The 15,579-nt window shown below is 37.4% G+C and carries 15 protein-coding genes; 14 read left to right on the top strand and 1 reads right to left on the bottom strand.

All coding sequences use genetic code 11. The features are described from left to right. The first annotated feature begins 9 nt into the window (after window positions 1–9). The 8 genes from fmt (at window position 10) to spoVM (ending at window position 7,480) form a co-directional block, all read left to right on the top strand. On the top strand, window positions 10–948 hold the full coding sequence (gene fmt / locus GH715_RS12025; protein ID WP_153836505.1) for a methionyl-tRNA formyltransferase: 939 nt from the start codon (window positions 10–12) through the stop codon (window positions 946–948). Next, window positions 945–2,300, top strand: coding sequence for a 16S rRNA (cytosine(967)-C(5))-methyltransferase RsmB (gene rsmB / locus GH715_RS12020; protein WP_153836504.1), 1,356 nt, complete (start codon window positions 945–947; stop codon window positions 2,298–2,300). The genes fmt and rsmB overlap by 4 nt, the downstream gene beginning before the upstream one ends. Before the next feature lie 20 nt (window positions 2,301–2,320). Continuing rightward, on the top strand, window positions 2,321–3,070 hold the full coding sequence (locus GH715_RS12015) for a Stp1/IreP family PP2C-type Ser/Thr phosphatase (RefSeq protein WP_153836503.1): 750 nt from the start codon (window positions 2,321–2,323) through the stop codon (window positions 3,068–3,070). Continuing rightward, complete coding sequence (gene pknB, locus GH715_RS12010; protein ID WP_153836502.1) at window positions 3,064–5,058, top strand: Stk1 family PASTA domain-containing Ser/Thr kinase; 1,995 nt, start codon at window positions 3,064–3,066, stop codon at window positions 5,056–5,058. Before GH715_RS12015 ends, pknB begins: the two co-directional genes overlap by 7 nt. After that, window positions 5,059–5,940, top strand: coding sequence for a ribosome small subunit-dependent GTPase A (gene rsgA, locus GH715_RS12005; protein WP_153836501.1), 882 nt, complete (start codon window positions 5,059–5,061; stop codon window positions 5,938–5,940). A gap of 1 nt (window position 5,941) precedes the next feature. Further along, a complete protein-coding gene (rpe, locus tag GH715_RS12000; protein ID WP_153836500.1) occupies window positions 5,942–6,589 on the top strand; it encodes a ribulose-phosphate 3-epimerase in 648 nt (215 codons plus the stop codon). Window positions 6,590–6,631: 42 nt separating this feature from the next. Further along, window positions 6,632–7,270, top strand: a complete 639-nt coding sequence (locus GH715_RS11995; RefSeq protein ID WP_163578629.1) for a thiamine diphosphokinase — start codon at window positions 6,632–6,634, stop codon at window positions 7,268–7,270. A gap of 111 nt (window positions 7,271–7,381) precedes the next feature. Continuing rightward, window positions 7,382–7,480: a stage V sporulation protein SpoVM gene (gene spoVM / locus GH715_RS21945; RefSeq protein ID WP_083939039.1), complete on the top strand. Its 99-nt coding sequence runs from the start codon at window positions 7,382–7,384 to the stop codon at window positions 7,478–7,480. A 65-nt stretch (window positions 7,481–7,545) separates the two neighbouring features. Here the strand turns inward: spoVM and rpmB are convergent, their stop codons facing one another. Continuing rightward, the gene (gene rpmB / locus GH715_RS11985) at window positions 7,546–7,734 is read right to left on the bottom strand and encodes a 50S ribosomal protein L28 (protein WP_153836499.1); all 189 of its coding nucleotides are present in this window, start codon (window positions 7,732–7,734) and stop codon (window positions 7,546–7,548) included. A gap of 440 nt (window positions 7,735–8,174) precedes the next feature. Between rpmB and GH715_RS11980 the strand changes: the two genes are divergently transcribed. The 6 genes from GH715_RS11980 to fabD all read left to right on the top strand — a co-directional run bounded on the left by GH715_RS11980 (window position 8,175) and on the right by fabD (window position 15,577). Further along, a complete protein-coding gene (locus tag GH715_RS11980; protein WP_153836498.1) occupies window positions 8,175–8,537 on the top strand; it encodes an Asp23/Gls24 family envelope stress response protein in 363 nt (120 codons plus the stop codon). Between the two features lie 69 nt (window positions 8,538–8,606). Continuing rightward, window positions 8,607–10,271 (top strand): DAK2 domain-containing protein, encoded by a 1,665-nt coding sequence (locus tag GH715_RS11975; RefSeq protein ID WP_163578628.1) that lies wholly within the window; start codon window positions 8,607–8,609, stop codon window positions 10,269–10,271. Between the two features lie 629 nt (window positions 10,272–10,900). Beyond that, the gene (gene recG, locus GH715_RS11970) at window positions 10,901–12,943 is read left to right on the top strand and encodes an ATP-dependent DNA helicase RecG (RefSeq protein ID WP_390308163.1); all 2,043 of its coding nucleotides are present in this window, start codon (window positions 10,901–10,903) and stop codon (window positions 12,941–12,943) included. 103 nt (window positions 12,944–13,046) lie between these two features. After that, a complete protein-coding gene (gene fapR / locus GH715_RS11965; protein WP_153836869.1) occupies window positions 13,047–13,628 on the top strand; it encodes a transcription factor FapR in 582 nt (193 codons plus the stop codon). Beyond that, complete coding sequence (plsX, locus tag GH715_RS11960; RefSeq protein ID WP_153836868.1) at window positions 13,625–14,629, top strand: phosphate acyltransferase PlsX; 1,005 nt, start codon at window positions 13,625–13,627, stop codon at window positions 14,627–14,629. The genes fapR and plsX overlap by 4 nt, the downstream gene beginning before the upstream one ends. Before the next feature lie 3 nt (window positions 14,630–14,632). Further along, the gene (gene fabD / locus GH715_RS11955) at window positions 14,633–15,577 is read left to right on the top strand and encodes an ACP S-malonyltransferase (protein WP_163578627.1); all 945 of its coding nucleotides are present in this window, start codon (window positions 14,633–14,635) and stop codon (window positions 15,575–15,577) included. Window positions 15,578–15,579 lie beyond the last annotated feature (2 nt).

Genomic DNA, 15,579 nt, shown 5'->3' with positions numbered 1-15,579 from the left:
GTTTTTTAAATGAAGAAAATCATATTTATGGGAACGCCAGATTTTGCTGTGCCAGTTTTAGAAGGATTGATTAAGGAAGACTACCACATTGATTTAGTCGTAACACAACCTGATCGCCCTCGTGGAAGAAAAAAAATCCTGACACCTCCACCAGTGAAAGCAGCAGCAGAAAAGCATGATATTCCAGTATTTCAACCGGAAAAAATAAAAGACGACTATGAAGAAATTAAGAAGAGAAATCCTGACCTTATTGTTACTGCTGCATTTGGACAAATACTGCCAAAAGGGTTATTAGAAATCCCGAAGTTTGGATGTATTAATGTTCATGCGTCATTATTACCCAAGTTAAGGGGTGGTGCACCGATTCATTATGCGATTCTCGAGGGGCATGATAAAACGGGAATATCGATTATGTATATGGCAGAAAAATTAGATGCTGGTGATGTCATTAGTCAGAAAGAAGTTACCATCGAAGACAATGATGACGTAGCAACATTACATGACAAACTATCAGAATTGGGAGCAGATTTATTACTAGAAACGATTCCTTCGATTTTTTCAGGGGAGGCTAATCGAAAGCCACAAGACGATAGTCAAACAACATTTGCGCCAAATATTACCCGTGATCAAGAAAAAATTGATTGGACGCAGCCACAACAAGATGTTTATAATCGTATTCGAGGATTACATCCTTGGCCAGTTGCATTTACAACATGGAATGGCAAAGTATTGAAAGTATATCAAGCAGCCAAGGTAAACAAAACAACTAACGAGCAAGCTGGTAGCGTGATTGACATTAGTGAAGAAGGCCTTCTTGTTGCAACTGGTGATCACAAAGCAATACAATTAACAGTAGTACAACCAGCAGGAAAGAAAAAAATGACGACAGCAGATTTTCTTAGAGGTGTAGGGAGCAATATGACAGTAGGAGAGAAACTAGGCGAATGACAAAACAATCATACAACATTAGGAACATAGCACTCGACCTTTTAATGCGCATAAGTGATCAAGGTGGATATAGTCACCTAGTTATTGATCAAATGCTAAAAAAACACCAACTTGAACCAAGAGACGGCGGATTACTTACTGAAATCGTCTACGGTACATTGCAACGAAAGCTAACACTTGAATATGATTTGAACACGTTTATTAAATCGAACAAAAAGATCGATACATGGGTGAAATGGTTACTCTATTTATCTTTCTACCAAATGAAGTATTTAGACAAAGTGCCAGATCATGCCGTGATTCATGAATCTGTTGAAATTGCTAAACGAAAAGGACATAAAGGTATTGCCAACTTTGTCAATGGTATTTTACGCTCGGCACAGCGGGACGGTTTTCCTGATTATGAGCTTATAAATGATCCAGTGAAACGAGTCAGTATCGAAACAAGTCATCCACTCTGGTTAGTAAAGCGATGGAATCAGCAATACGGAATCGAAACCACCGAACAAATGTGTCAAACCAATATTACGCATAAACAAGTGTCTATTCGTGTCCAACCGCAGCGGATAACAAGGAAGCAATTACTTTCACGGTTGGAAGATAGTCATATAAGGGTGAGATTATCCAGTATTTCAGAGCAAGGTTTAGTAATTGAAGAAGGTAATATTTTGAAAGATGAAACGTTTCAGGAAGCTTTATTTACCATTCAAGATGAAAGCTCTATGTTGGTTGCGGAATTGATGGATTTAAAAGAAGAAATGACCGTTCTTGATGCATGTAGTGCACCTGGAGGAAAAGCAACACATATCGCTGAAAAAATGAATGATAGCGGGACTGTATTTGCGTATGATTTGCACGCGAAAAAAGCAGCATTAGTCAACAAAAAAGCCAAAGAATTAGGGCTAACATCTATTCAAGCAGCGCAATCAGATGCGCGAAAGCTACAAGAAAAGCATGTTAACCATACATTTGATCGAATTCTTATTGATGCACCTTGTTCTGGTCTTGGTGTACTTCGAAGTAAGCCTGATATAAAATATAATAAGACAAGTGAGGACATCAGGAAGCTAGCAACGATTCAAAAGGAAATTCTACACCATGTAGAACCATTATTAAAAAATGAAGGTAAACTGATGTATAGCACTTGTACCGTTGATCAAGAGGAAAATGAAGAAGTTATCAAGGACTTCCTCGCAAAACACCCAAATTATCGAGTGGATCCGGCATTTTTTGCTGAACTTCCAGAAATATTACAGGACAGTAGCGGTCGTAGTGAGTGGGGGATTCAGATTTTCCCTCAAGATATTAATAGTGATGGCTTTTTCATGACAAGACTAGTTAAGGATAGTTGACTGGGAGAAGAGGTGTTGAAATGAAATATGTATATCAATCCGACAAAGGTAAGATCCGTAAACTAAATGAAGATGCTGTAGCTGTTTTCCCTGGAGAAAATGCGTTACTTGCAGTGGTAGCTGATGGTATGGGCGGACATCAAGCAGGAGATGTGGCTAGTAAACTTACCATTGAACAAATAGAAAAAATGTGGTCCGAACTGGATGAACCTTTGGAAAAGTTAGATTTGGAAAATTGGTTAGCAGATTCTGTTAAGAAAGTAAATAATGTGGTATTTAAAAAAGCACAGTCGGACACTGCTTGTCAAGGTATGGGAACTACCATTGTGGTTGCAATTTGTACTGCACAAGAGCTTGTAATTGGTCATATTGGGGATAGCCGTGCATACTTATTCAATCAATCGACTTGGAAACAAGTAACAGCTGATCATTCCTTAGTAGGTGAACTGGTCCGTACTGGACAATTATCAGAAGAAGATGCGCAAGTACACCCAAAAAAGAATGTTATTCTAAAGGCCTTAGGTACAGAACCAGATTTAGAACCGGATATTTTTCATGCTCAGTGGGATGAATATCAGCGATTATTAATTTGTTCCGATGGATTAACCAATAAAATTACGGATGAAGAACTACATGAAATAATTATGCGAACAGAAGATGATAAGCTAAGTCAAACATTAATTGATTTGGCTAATGAACGCGGTGGAGAAGACAACATATCGCTTGCGATTATTAAACAGCACGAAGAAGTTGGTGAACCGCCATGTTAGAAGGAAAAGTGTTAAATGAACGATACGAGATCATTAAATTAATTGGTGGCGGTGGAATGGCCAATGTCTATCTGGGAAATGACACTATTCTGGAGAGACAGGTAGCGATTAAAGTATTACGCTTAGAATATGCCAATGATGATGAGTTTATTACCAGATTTCATCGAGAAGCACAAGCAGCTACGAGCTTATCACATCCAAATATCGTTAACATCTTTGATGTTGGGGAAGAAGATCAAATATATTATATGGTCATGGAATATGTGGATGGAATGACGTTAAAGCAATACATACAATTGCATGCACCGATAGAAGTAGAGGAAGTTATAGAAATTATGACGCAAATTACTTCTGCTATTTCACATGCACATGATAATGGCTTAATTCATCGTGATATCAAACCGCAAAATATATTAATCGACCCTTATGGTCAAATTAAGGTAACTGATTTCGGTATTGCGATTGCATTAAGTGCAACTGCTTTGACACAAACCAATTCGATGTTAGGGTCTGTGCATTATTTGTCACCAGAACAAGCACGAGGTGGTAAGGCTAATCGCAAATCAGATATCTATTCCTTAGGAATTGTTTTATTTGAATTATTAACAGGTCAGTTGCCATTTTCAGGGCAATCAGCCGTTTCGATTGCACTTAAACATTTACAATCTGAAACACCGTCAGTCAAGGAATTTAATCCGAGAGTACCTCAATCTGTAGAAAATATTGTCTTAAAGTCAACAGCCAAAGATCCGTTTCACCGTTATCAGGAAGTTTTTGAAATGGAAGCTGAATTAACACATGCATTAGATCCGGATCAATTACATGTAGCTAAATACGAGCCACCAGACACTGACGATACGATTACAAAGGCTATACCGATTGTGAAAGATGATGACAGTGTAAAGAATAATCCGGTTGATGAAGAGACAACAATCGTTACGAATGGTACTAAAAATGAAGAACAGGATAAACCGAAAGAAAAGAAAAAGAAAAAGCGTAAAAAAACATTTATTTGGGTTACAAGTTTATTTGTGATCTTGTTCGGAGCAATATTATTAGCATTGTTCGTGTTACCTAGTTTATTTCAACCGAAAGATGTACAAGTTCCGGATGTATCCGGATTAAGTTATGAAGAAGCACTTCAAGAATTAGAAGATTTAAAATTGAATGTGTTGAAAGAAGAAGAACATGATGAAGAAGTAGAAGAAAACCACGTGATCGAAACTTATCCACGTCCCGATGACACGATAAAAGAAGGGAAAGATATTACGGTCTATGTCAGTTTAGGGCCTGAGGCGGTTGTTGTTGATGATTATGTTGGCAAGAACTATGAACGTATTGAAGAAATCCTTCTTGAGGAAGGGTTTAATGATGTTAAGTTCTACGAGGAATTCTCGGATCGTCCAGTAGGCGAAATTATTGCTCAATACCAACCTTCACCAGGTGACGAAGTTGTGCCCCGAGATACAAATGTTATTTTTGAAATTAGTAAAGGTCCAGAAAAAATAACATTAAACAGATTGATCGGTTTACATGTGGATGAAGCAACTGATTATTTAAAAGACAGAGATCTTTCAGCTGATATTAAAGAGGTACATCATGATGAAGTGGAAAAAGATCATGTCATTGAGCAGAACCCATCTGCAAATGAAGAGATTGAAAAGGGACAAGTAGTTGAACTAACAGTATCAAAAGGGCCTGAGCCAAAAGAACCTATTACGCATACAGAATCATTTACCGTACCATATACTGGTGAAAATAATGAGGAAACAGATGAACCTGAGCCTCAAGAAATCAGTATTTATGTAGGGGATATGAATAACAAGATTTCAGAACTATATCAAGATGTAGAAATGATTACAGATGATAAAACATTTACGATTGAATTAACGATTGAACCTGATGACGAAGGGACGTATAAAGTGATTAAAGACGACGAAATCATCATAGAAAAAACATTAACATATGAAGATGTAGAGGGTGAGTAAATGCCAAAAGGTAAAATTGTCAAGGCACTGAGTGGTTTTTATTATGTGCAATATGAAGGTGGTCTTGTCCAATGCCGGGGAAGAGGGGTTTTTCGCCAAAAAAAGATTACCCCTCTTGTTGGTGACTTTGTCGAATTTGAATACCACGATAAAAAAGAGGGCTATATTCTTTCTATCGATGGACGTGACAATCAATTGACACGTCCACCGGTAGCCAATGTGGATCAAGCTATTATTGTCACCTCTGTTAAAGAACCGGATTTAAGTCTTAACCTTTTAGATAAATTTCTCGTATTGGTTGAGTCCAAAGCGATCAGACCATTATTGTTTTTTACTAAGATGGATTTACTTACGGAACAAGAATCTGTGCTTATTAAGGATAAGCTCGCTTATTATAAAAAGATCGGCTATACAGTGGAGTTTCTCTCTACGAAAGATAAGGAAGTAAACCAACAATTATCTGTGTACTTAAAAAATAAAGTTTCTGTTTTTGCCGGGCAATCTGGTGTCGGAAAAACATCACTTCTGAATCGAATTATACCTGGTCTACAATTAGAAACAGATAACATATCAGAAAGTTTAGGCAGAGGTAAGCATACAACTCGACATGTAGAACTTATCCCATTTGAACAAGGGTTAATTGCGGATACACCTGGGTTCAGTGCCTTAGATTTTAAAGAAATTGCGTTAGAAGAATTACCAGGCTGTTTTCCGGAGTTCGTTGATTTACAGGATCAGTGTAAATTTAGAGGATGTATGCATATTAAAGAGCCTAAATGTGCAGTAAAAGCTGCTTTAGATCAACAAGAAATCTTAGAAGATCGTTATCAAAACTATTTGCAATTTGTAGAAGAAATTAAAAATAGAAAGCCGAGGTATTAACATGAGTACGAAAATAGCACCATCGATTTTATCAGCTGATTTCTCCAGTTTAAGAGAAGAAATTGAAGACGTATTAGAAGGAGGAGCAGACTATATACATGTTGATGTGATGGATGGACATTTTGTACCAAACATTACAATTGGACCACTAGTTTTATCTGCTATTCGACCTGTAACAGATGCAACCCTTGATGTACATCTCATGATTGAAAACCCTGATCGTTACATTCAAGACTTTATTGATGCTGGTGCAGATATCTTAACCGTTCATGTTGAAGCCTGTACCCACTTACACAGAACTATACATATGATCAAAGATGCAGGTGTTAAACCTGGGGTTGTTATTAATCCAGCAACACCAGTGGAAATGATTAAACCGATTATTAAAGATGTCGAACTTGTTCTGTTTATGACTGTTAACCCTGGGTTTGGTGGACAAACATTTATCCCGGAAGTATTAGATAAAGTAAGAAAAGCTGTACAATGGCGTGAAGAATTAGATTTATCATTTGAAATTGAAGTAGATGGAGGAGTAAACGAAGAAACAGCGAAACAATGTGTCGAAGCAGGTGTAGATGTTCTAGTAGCTGGAAGTGCAATATTTAATCAAAAAGATCGGGCGTCGGCTATTCAAAAAATTAGAAATTAGATCTCTTCGATATTGATTATTTAATGAGGAAGGGTGTTTGACGTGAATATCGGAATCGTCGCAGGAGGACCTGAAAAAGCACTTGCCTCTTTACTTTCCTATCGGGATGATATCGATATTTGGATAGGCGCAGACTTAGGTGCTTCTTATCTTTTAAGGAAGCAATTACCTATTGATATTGCAATAGGAGATTTTGATTCACTTGATAAGGAAGAAAAACTAGTCATTAAAAAGCAGGCAAATAGCTTTCGTGAATTTCCTCCGGAAAAAAATGAAACAGACTTAGAATTAGCAGTAGAAGCAGCTCTTTCCTATCAGCCTGCTTCCATTTTTTTGTTTGGTGTTACTGCTGGCAGGCTGGACCATGAATTAGCGAACATTCAGCTGCTTTATCGCCTATTAGAAAAAAACGTTACTGCCAAAATAATTGATCACAAAAATATCTTATCTATTTATAAGCCAGGACATTACTGTGTCCAGGCGAATAGTTCTGAACTAATATCATTTATACCGCTAACCCCTACTGTTGAGGGACTGACCTTAGATGGATTCTATTATCCATTAGATAATTATACAGTTACATGGGGGAGTACTCGTTGTATATCAAATCAATTAATTAAGGAACAAGGTACTTTTTTCTTTAATGATGGCATATTAATAATGATAAAGAGTACGGAGTAGAATTCCGTAAAATCTTATGAAAATATGGAAAGGTATGCAATTATAGTCATGTATCCTCATAAGCTGTAAAAGAATCAGATGTTGTAATGATAATGATGAGGTTATGTCTTCATGGTGAAGAGGAGGGGTATGATGAAATTTTATACAATTAAGCTCCCGCGGTTTATCGGTGGTTTCATTCGGGCATTGTTGGGTTCAGGGAAGAAATAAAGAAAAAAGGCTCCTTGTTAACAGGAGCCTTTTCTCTTCTCTTCTTTTAAGAGTTGATTATAAAATTAAACGCGTTCTACTTTGCCAGATTTAAGCGCACGAGCAGAAACATACATACGTTTTGGTTTGCCGTCAACCATGATTCTAACTTTTTGTACGTTTGCTTTCCAGTTACGCTTATTTGCATTCATAGCGTGTGAACGCTTATTTCCTGAAGTCGTTTTACGACCAGTTACTACACATTTACGTCCCATTATTTCGTTCCCTCCTACCTAACTCAATCCATACTTATATAATTTATCATAGTTTTTATGATTTTGCAATTTCAAATTAGAAAAGTATTTACGAGTTAATGATAGAGAGGTGTGCGTAAGTTACGATAGAGGCACGCTGTTTTTATAGAGGTCGTACAAAGCATTTCTTATAATTGCTTGACATAGACGTGATTTTCATACATTCTATAATGGAATACCCTTAATTTCTCTGGCGTTGTAGGAACTTTAAAATTTTTAGCAGTGAAATGACTCGACGTAGTGAAACTTTAGAACCTACATATTATAAAATAATCAAAGACTTCGCTAGTAACTTGGTAATAAGCCATTTTTTTCTAATAATCAAATCAAAACTCAACTATAAAATGGTGTAGACGCTGATGGAACTTTTTCTTTTATTTATTTAAGAAGGAGGATAAAATATGTCAATAGAACTAAAAACAGAAGATGGTCATGTAACAATTACTAATGAAGTAATAGCAACTATCGCTGGTGGTGCTGCCATAGAATGTTATGGTATTGTTGGTATGGCATCGAAAAAACAACTACGTGATGGTATTGCAGAAATTTTGAGAAAAGAAAACTTTGCCAAAGGTGTTGTCGTTCGACAAGATGAGGAAAATGTGCACATTGATATGTATATCATTGTCAGTTACGGTACAAAAATATCTGAAGTTGCACATAACGTCCAATCACAGGTGAAATATAATCTTGAAAAAACACTCGGTTTAAAAATTAAGTCAATCAATATTTATATTCAAGGCGTACGTGTGATTCAAGATTAATTACGATTATCTACTATATCATGCAAAATTCGTTATTCCGGAAAAAGGAGCAGAGGGAGGAACACGCAAGTGACGCAAAAAAATATAGACGGGGCATTGTTTGCCAATATGGTATTAGCTGGTGCGCATAGTTTAGCAAATAATGCTGAGAAAATAGATGCATTAAATGTCTTTCCAGTACCTGATGGCGACACTGGAACAAATATGAATTTATCCATTACTTCAGGGGCAAACGAAGTAAAAAAAGCAAACCATGAAAGTGTCTCAGTAGTAGCTAATGCATTTGCCAAAGGATTACTAATGGGTGCTAGAGGTAATTCTGGAGTTATCTTATCCCAATTATTCAGAGGTTTTGCTAAAGGATTAGAAGGAACAGATAAGTTAGATATTGAAAGTTTTGTTACAGCGCTTGATAGTGGTGTAAGTACTGCCTATAAAGCAGTAATGAAACCGGTAGAGGGAACGATTCTTACAGTTGCAAAAGATACAGCTGTAGAAGCAAAGAAAATCGCAGAAGCAGAACAGGATATTGTTGCTTTTATGGAACAAGTTGTTCAAGCTGCTAAACAATCTTTGAAGAGAACGCCGGAACTGTTACCAGTACTAAAAGAAGTGGGAGTAGTAGACAGTGGTGGACAAGGATTAGTCGTTATTTATGAAGGGTTTTTAGCTGCGTTGAAAGGTGAAGAGGTTCCGGAATCTTCTCAGGATGACACAATGGATTTAGATGACCTTGTCAGTGCAGAGCATCACAAATTAGCACAAGACTATATGAGCACTGACGAAATAGAGTATGGTTATTGTACAGAATTTATGGTTCGTTTTGAAGAAGATAAATTAAAAGATCATCCATATGATGAAGCTACTTTTAGAGAAGAATTAAGCGAGCATGGTGATTCATTATTAGTTGTATCCGACGACGAAATCGTAAAAGTTCATATTCATGCGGAATACCCTGGTGATGTTTTCAATTTAGGACAACGATTTGGTAGCTTTATTCATTTAAAAGCAGAGAATATGAGAGAGCAACATTCCAATATAGTTGATCAGAAAGAAGAGAAGCCTAAAGCAAAGCAACCTTTCGGAGTAGTAACAGTTGCGATGGGAGATGGCTTAGCAGAGTTATTTAAAAGCTTAGGAGCGACAGTTGTGATTCAAGGTGGGCAAACGATGAATCCAAGTACACAGGATTTAACGAATGCTATTGCAGAGGCAAATGCTGAAAATGTTATTATATTGCCTAATAATAAAAATATTGTGATGGCAGCTGAACAGGCTGCAGAACTAGCGGAAGTTAATGTAGCAGTAGTGCCAACGAAAACAATCCCACAAGGTATGTCAGCTATGTTAATGTATAATCCTGAAGTTAGTTTAGCTGACAATAAAGAAAATATGACAGATGCAAGCCAGGAAGTGAAAACTGGTCAGGTTACCTATGCCGTTCGTGATACACAGATAGAAGGCATGACGATTGAAAATGGTCATTATATGGGACTTGCTGATGGAAAAATAAAAGTAACGAATGCTGATCAAATGACAGTTATTAAGGAATTGTTAACTGAAATGATTGAAGCAGATGAAGATGAGATTGTTACTGTTATTCGCGGAGAAGAAACAACTGATCAAGAAGAAAATGAGATTATTGCATTTATAGAGGATAATTTTGAAGATATAGAAGTGGAAGTTCATCAGGGGAACCAACCGATCTACTCTTATATATTTTCTATCGAATAAAACCCAAAGCTCTATCCAAGGCGATAGAGCTTTTTATCCAATTAGAGCACAAAAACATAAACTGCGAAGTAACTGGACAGGGCTTTACGTTGTTCCATTTTTAAGAAGTGTTGTCAGTCGCTACGGCAGAATACTGCGCTTTCCATGGGCACGGCCTTAGCCAGGGAACTACTTGGAATTATCTTCTTTGCTCCCTTGCAACGAGGAAGCCACTTCGAAGCGTTACTAAAAGACGCAGGTGCATCACGGGGTCTTCGGCTCGTGCTATTCCCATAGGAGTCTCCGTATTCTGCCTCCGCTAAGCGTAGTATTCTGATCGAAAGAAGGAAACTTATGGGAATATATCTGTGAATTTCTTCTTGCTTGATAAGAAATTCACACTAAGCTGCGGAAAAATGCGATACTCCTGGGGGAACTCACGCGACGAAGATCCACTTGGTGAAGTGGTTTTCTTCACCAAGTTAGCTGAGGCCGTGCCCCCGGAAAGGGAGTATTTTTCCGCAGCGTCGATTTAGCACTCATCATCAATCAGAATGGAAGAAAGCCTCGCTCCACAAATTTTCACAACTTCGCTGTATATATCTACTGTGAACTTGGTGGATTGGATTACATATTTGAATTAAGAGAGTGTGATTGAAATGAATAATATTTCTGTTCAAGAAGTGAAAGGTGTTGGGCCGAAACTTGCCGAAACCTTCGAGCAAATTGGCATCTATACAATTGAAGATCTGCTATATTACTTTCCGAACCGGTATGATCACTATGAGCAAAAACCCCTTCACGAACTGATACATAATGAAAAAGTGACGATAGTTGGTGAAGTTATCCACGAGCCAACCGTACAATTTTATCAAAGAAAAAAATCCCGAATGGTTGTTTCTTTACGTGTTGATGGAGCAGTTGTAAAGGGTGTTCTCTTTAACCGTGCCTTTGCCAAAAAGCACTTTATTCCAGGTGAGGAAGTATCGGTAAATGGTAAATGGGATCAACACCGGTTGCAAATAACGATTGATAATTATAAAAAGGGCACAATAGACGGCTCAAGTCCTATTACCCCGATTTACTCTTCCAAAGGAGACATTAAAAATACTCAATTCCAAAAGGTAATCACGAGTGCATTGTCTACCTACCGTGCTCAAATTACCGAAATTCTCCCGACTTCTTATTTAGATAAATACAAATTACCGAATCGGACCGACGGATTGGAAAATATTCATTTTCCTTCTTCATTCCAACAATTAAAGCACGCGAAGAGGCGGTTCATTTATGAAGAGTTATTGCTGTTTCAAATAAAAATGCAGCTCTATCGAAAGAGAAATCGGGAAGCTACAAAAGGTAATGCAAAAGAGATCAACATGGAAGAAGTAAAACAATTGATTAAACAATTCCCTTTCGCTTTAACTTCTGCTCAGAAAAAAGCATTAGCAGAAATTTTTAAGGATCTGCAATCACCATACCGAATGAATCGATTATTACAGGGAGATGTAGGTTCAGGTAAGACTGCTGTAGCTGTTATTAGTCTTTATGGTGTTGTTAAAGCCGGAAAGCAAGTTGCATTGATGGTACCAACAGAAATTTTAGCGGAACAACATGAAGAATCTTTAAAACAGTTACTACCGGCTGATGTTCGTGTACACAGATTAACTGGATCAATAAAGGGCAAAAAGCGAAAAGAAATGCTAACAGAAATTGAAAATGGATCATGTGATGTCGTAATCGGAACACACGCACTTATTCAGGATGATGTTAATTTTCAAAATTTAGGATATGTTATTATCGATGAACAACATCGATTTGGTGTGCAACAACGTAATACTTTACGTGAAAAAGGGATTTTAGCAGATATTTTATTTATGACGGCAACACCTATCCCGAGAACGTTATCTATTACTGCATTCGGAGATATGGATGTTTCCAAAATAGATGAAATGCCTAAAGGCAGGAAACCAATTGAAACATATTGGGTCAAGCATAACATGTTTGAAAGAACCGTTAATTTTGTATATAAGGAAATAAAAAAAGGTAATCAAGCTTATATTATTTGTCCGTTAATTGAAGAATCAGATAAATTAGATATTCAGAATGCACTAGATCTATATCAACAACTTCAAGAGATTTTACAAGGCAAAGCCTCGGTAGGGCTTATGCACGGAAGATTAACTACAGAAGAAAAAGAACAAGTAATGAATGACTTTGCCGAAAATAAAGTCCAAATATTAGTTTCTACAACAGTTGTAGAAGTAGGGGTCAATGTTCCGAATGCTACGGTGATGATGATTCAAGACGCAGATCGATTTGGTTTATCACAGTTACATCAATTAAGAGGACGTGTCGGAAGAGGCGATAAGCAAAGTTATTGCATTTTAGTAGCAGATCCTAAAGGTGAAACCGGGAAAGAACGTATGCGAATTATGACGGAAACAACTGACGGCTTTGTTTTAGCAGAACGAGATTTAGAACTTCGAGGACCTGGGGATATATTTGGTGTCAAACAAAGTGGACTACCAGAATTTAAATTAGCAGATTTGGTTCACGATTATCGTGCATTAGAAACAGCAAGGGCAGATGCTGTTGATATTGTAGAAAATGAATGGTGGAGAAATGCCGAATTCCAACCCTTAATTAAGTATTTACTTTCTCAAATTGAAATAGATCAGCAATTATTAAATTAGATTCACTTGCATAATTTTTAATGGTATTATATATTACTATTAGTACCTAGTCATAATTTTTTCGTTGGAATAAATGATGACTTTCAGATGGACGGTGTAATTCATGAAAAGAAATAAAAAAGAACGACAGTCACTGTTAAAAGAAACGATTGAAGCAAAACCTTTTATAACGGATGAAGCACTAGCAAAGTCATTTGATGTCAGCATACAGACCATCCGTTTAGATCGGATGGAGTTAAATATTCCAGAATTACGTGAGCGGATAAAATCTGTTGCAACGAATAATTGGAATGAAACGGTTAAGGCACTGCCAATTGATGAGGTTATAGGTGAAATTATTGACTTAGAATTAGATAAACGTGCAATTTCAATTATGGATGTTACAGCGGAACATGTATTTTCACGAAATAAAATTGCACGGGGGCATCATTTATTTGCACAGGCAAACTCCCTTGCTGTTGCCGTTATCAATGATGAATTAGCCTTAACAACAAATGCAGATATTAAATTTACCCGTCAAGTCGTACAGGGAGAACGAGTTATTGCTAAAGCACGAGTAGTAGGTTCAGAGAAAAACAATCGGACTGTTGTAGAAGTGCTTAGTTATGTAGATAACGAAACGGTCTTTTCAGGAGTATTTGAAATGTTTCGATCGACTCAAGAGAAGGAAGGGAACGAATCATGAAAATCGCAATCGATGCTATGGGTGGTGACCACGCACCAAAGGAAATTGTCTTAGGTGCATTAAAAGCTGTGAACCACTTTAATGATTTGGAAATTACGTTAATTGGTGATGAAAACAAGATAACACCATATTTGGAAAAACATGATGCTATTGAAATTATTCATACAGAAGAAAAGATTACGAGTGAGGATGAACCTGTAAAAGCAGTTCGTCGAAAAAAGAATGCCTCTTTAGTGCTCATGGCAAACGAAGTAAAATCTGGACGTGCAGATGCTTGTATTTCTGCGGGGAACACAGGCGCTTTAATGAGCGCTGGATTGTTTGTTGTCGGTAGAATCAAGGGGATAGATCGCCCAGCATTAAGTCCAACACTTCCAACCGTTAATGGCGATGGGTTCTTATTGTTGGATGTAGGTGCAAATGTGGATGCCAAAGCCCAACACCTCCAGCAATATGGCTTAATGGGATCCATTTATATGGAAAAAGTTCGTCAAGTAAAGAATCCGCGTGTTGGACTTTTAAATGTTGGTACAGAGGATGGCAAAGGAAATGACTTAACGAAGAAAGCATTTGAGCTGTTACAACAACTACCAATCAATTTCGTTGGTAATGTCGAGGCGAGAGATCTGTTAAATGGTGTGGCGGACGTTGTTGTGACCGATGGTTTTAGTGGAAATGTCGCTTTAAAGACAGTGGAAGGAACAGCTTTAACGATGTTTTCGATGATTAAAGACACATTTATGACTAATACCAAAACCAAACTCGCTGCCGCACTTGTAAAAAAAGACCTGAAAGGCTTAAAGGAGAAGCTTGATTATTCCGAGTACGGTGGTGCTGCATTGTTTGGTCTCGCTGCTCCAGTGATTAAAGCACACGGTTCATCCAATCAACAAGCTATTTTCAGTGCTATTCAACAAACAATAAACATTGTAGAGAAAGATGTAATCGGAAAGATAGAAGCAGACGTAAAAACGTTGCAAGCTGCTACTGAGGAGGAATAAGTCGTGAAAAAAGTCGCTTTCGTTTATCCTGGTCAAGGATCACAAGTAGTCGAAATGGGAAAAGACTTGTATGAAGAGTTTCCACAAGTAAGAGAGCTCTTCGCCATTGCTAATGAACGTTTAGGTTATGACTTAACGTCGATTATGTTTGAAGGTCCTAAAGAGTTACTGACAAAAACAGAAAATACACAACCAGCATTGTTATCAGTTAGTACCGCCATTACAAAAATCTTAGCGGAAAATGGTATTACACCATCAGTTACAAGTGGGCATAGTCTTGGTGAATATAGTGCACTTGTTGCAGCGAATGCTATCTCCTACTCTGATGCTGTTTCTTTAGTTCATCAAAGAGGAAAGCTAATGGAAAATGCCTATCCTGAAGGAAAAGGCTCCATGGCAGCTGTTTTAGGAATGGATCAAGAAACATTACGTAATGAACTGCAAAAAATTAGTGAACAAGTGGATGGTGTTATTGAGATTGCTAATCTCAACTGCCCAGGACAAATCGTTGTATCTGGTACAAAATCAGCAATTGATGCAGCGACCGATCATTTAAAAGAAGCAGGTGCAAAACGTGTATTACCGTTACCTGTGAGCGGGCCATTTCACTCAAGTCTAATGAAGCCAGCAGCTGAAGAGTTTCAACAATTAGTACATAATATCAATTGGTCTGACGCTGAAATACCAGTTTATGCAAATGTGACCGCTGAAAAAGTCACTGACAAAGACCAAATTCAACAATTATTAGTAGAACAATTATCTTCTCCAGTACGTTTTGAAGAAATTATCGAACAGCTAATGGAAGAGCAACTCGATGCGATTGTCGAAGTAGGTAGTGGCAAAGTGTTAACAGGCCTCGTGAAAAAAGTAAATCGACGTGCGAAAACTTTTGCTGTTCAAGACATAGCAACTTTAACTGAATTTATCGAATGGATGAAGGAGGATTAACC

The organism is Gracilibacillus thailandensis (assembly GCF_010994055.1).
Lineage (GTDB): Bacteria > Bacillota > Bacilli > Bacillales > Amphibacillaceae > Gracilibacillus > Gracilibacillus lacisalsi.
Note: the sequence above shows the minus strand (reverse complement) of the source record. Positions and strands in the feature narration are given on the sequence as shown.

What these genes read in the sequence shown, in the direction of transcription:
- spoVM (WP_083939039.1), top strand. Translation starts at nt 7,382, where the DNA reads ATGGTGAAGAGGAGGGGTATGATGAAATTTTATACAATTAAGCTCCCG.
- pknB (WP_153836502.1), top strand. Translation starts at nt 3,064, where the DNA reads ATGTTAGAAGGAAAAGTGTTAAATGAACGATACGAGATCATTAAATTA.
- GH715_RS12015 (WP_153836503.1), top strand. Translation starts at nt 2,321, where the DNA reads ATGAAATATGTATATCAATCCGACAAAGGTAAGATCCGTAAACTAAAT.
- plsX (WP_153836868.1), top strand. Translation starts at nt 13,625, where the DNA reads ATGAAAATCGCAATCGATGCTATGGGTGGTGACCACGCACCAAAGGAA.
- rsgA (WP_153836501.1), top strand. Translation starts at nt 5,059, where the DNA reads ATGCCAAAAGGTAAAATTGTCAAGGCACTGAGTGGTTTTTATTATGTG.
- rpe (WP_153836500.1), top strand. Translation starts at nt 5,942, where the DNA reads ATGAGTACGAAAATAGCACCATCGATTTTATCAGCTGATTTCTCCAGT.
- GH715_RS11980 (WP_153836498.1), top strand. Translation starts at nt 8,175, where the DNA reads ATGTCAATAGAACTAAAAACAGAAGATGGTCATGTAACAATTACTAAT.
- rsmB (WP_153836504.1), top strand. Translation starts at nt 945, where the DNA reads ATGACAAAACAATCATACAACATTAGGAACATAGCACTCGACCTTTTA.
- fmt (WP_153836505.1), top strand. Translation starts at nt 10, where the DNA reads ATGAAGAAAATCATATTTATGGGAACGCCAGATTTTGCTGTGCCAGTT.
- fapR (WP_153836869.1), top strand. Translation starts at nt 13,047, where the DNA reads ATGAAAAGAAATAAAAAAGAACGACAGTCACTGTTAAAAGAAACGATT.
- rpmB (WP_153836499.1), bottom strand. Translation starts at nt 7,734, where the DNA reads ATGGGACGTAAATGTGTAGTAACTGGTCGTAAAACGACTTCAGGAAAT.